Here is a 1,222-nt window from a genome sequence, read left to right as displayed (position 1 = left end):
CTGAACATGTCACCACTTGCACCACGTATCGCCCACCCCGTTTTGGTACCTAGATCAAAACAAAGAATCGTGTTAATCACCGCTCCTCTCCATACAAAACGTATTTTATAAAATTACTGTTTTCCCAAAGCGGAGGAGAAAGAGATATGAGAAATATGCAAGAAAATTTTGTAGAATTAACTGACATTACAATTAACATGAACAATAAATTGAATAACATTGAAACAGAACTCGCAACATTCAAAAGACAAAGTATATTGAAAAAAGACCTTCCCCAAATGATAAGAAATTCCTTAGAAACTTTGTGGACAGAAAACATAGCAGAAGGTTTAGGACCAAAGATGAAAGTTGAGATCTTTAATCTTAAACCTGAAGATCTATCACCAGAAGGTATTCTCATAGAATTTTCCATCAAAAACCCCACAGACCGACCAATGAAAATGAACTATATACGAATAGATGAAAATAGCCCTTTCGAATTCGTTCAAGCATTCTATCCAACTCCTTATCCATACTCTCAAAGCTCTCCAAGAAGCATTCTTAAAACATCTCCCAAATGTATCGATTTAATAACTCCCGTTACAACAAATCCTGTCATCCAAAACAACGTATTAGAAAGAGGAATTGACCTATTTACAGTGAATGGTGGGTATAGTTTTCGATGGGAATTAAAAATTCGCTCCATAGAAACAGAAAATCATGATAAACTATCCGTTCCGATCTTTATCTTAGAACATACTTCATCATATGACCCACATAAAACACTTGAAGTTCGCTTTTGGCCCAGCTTTTTTCGAAAATTAAGTCATCAACGATGATAATCTTATAAGATTGGGAATTAGGTTTTACTTATCTTCTCACCTATTAAGGTGAGAAGATAAAAGTATTTATTAGTTTGTTCTTTTTCATGAATCATAACCTCCAAAGGTTCCTATAACTCTTCTTTCTTGTACTTTCTTTTTCAACTCTTCAATTGACATATTTAACTTTACAATTAATATATCTTTTTCCTTCAGTTCTGTTTTGAGCTCTTGTTCTCTATTGCGATAGAGCAAAACAAAAAAGAACATAGCGATAACACAAAAGAACATAACCGCATTGGTAGTAAAAAACGTAATAATTGCTACTAAACTCATCTTTCTCTCCTCACTTACCCTTCTTCTTACTCTTCTTATTCTTATGAGGCGGCGCTTTTACTGCTTCATCACGCTGTTTAAGCTCT

The 1,222-nt window shown here is 34.1% G+C and carries 2 protein-coding genes; one reads left to right on the top strand and one right to left on the bottom strand.

Annotated elements, in window-relative coordinates:
- The first annotated feature begins 146 nt into the window (after positions 1-146).
- Entirely contained in the window at positions 147-818 is a 672-nt protein-coding gene (locus ACFIK4_RS01150; RefSeq protein ID WP_375621782.1) for a hypothetical protein, read from the top strand.
- A gap of 87 nt (positions 819-905) precedes the next feature.
- Here the strand turns inward: ACFIK4_RS01150 and ACFIK4_RS01145 are convergent, their stop codons facing one another.
- Positions 906-1,136, bottom strand: a complete 231-nt coding sequence (locus ACFIK4_RS01145; protein WP_208434686.1) for a hypothetical protein — start codon at positions 1,134-1,136, stop codon at positions 906-908.
- Between the last annotated feature and the right edge of the window lie 86 nt (positions 1,137-1,222).

Source organism: Bartonella sp. AP9QHHD (genome assembly GCF_042195625.1).
Taxonomy (GTDB): domain Bacteria; phylum Pseudomonadota; class Alphaproteobacteria; order Rhizobiales; family Rhizobiaceae; genus Bartonella.
Note: the sequence above shows the minus strand (reverse complement) of the source record. Positions and strands in the feature narration are given on the sequence as shown.

What these genes read in the sequence shown, in the direction of transcription:
- ACFIK4_RS01145 (WP_208434686.1), bottom strand. Translation starts at nt 1,136, where the DNA reads ATGAGTTTAGTAGCAATTATTACGTTTTTTACTACCAATGCGGTTATG.
- ACFIK4_RS01150 (WP_375621782.1), top strand. Translation starts at nt 147, where the DNA reads ATGAGAAATATGCAAGAAAATTTTGTAGAATTAACTGACATTACAATT.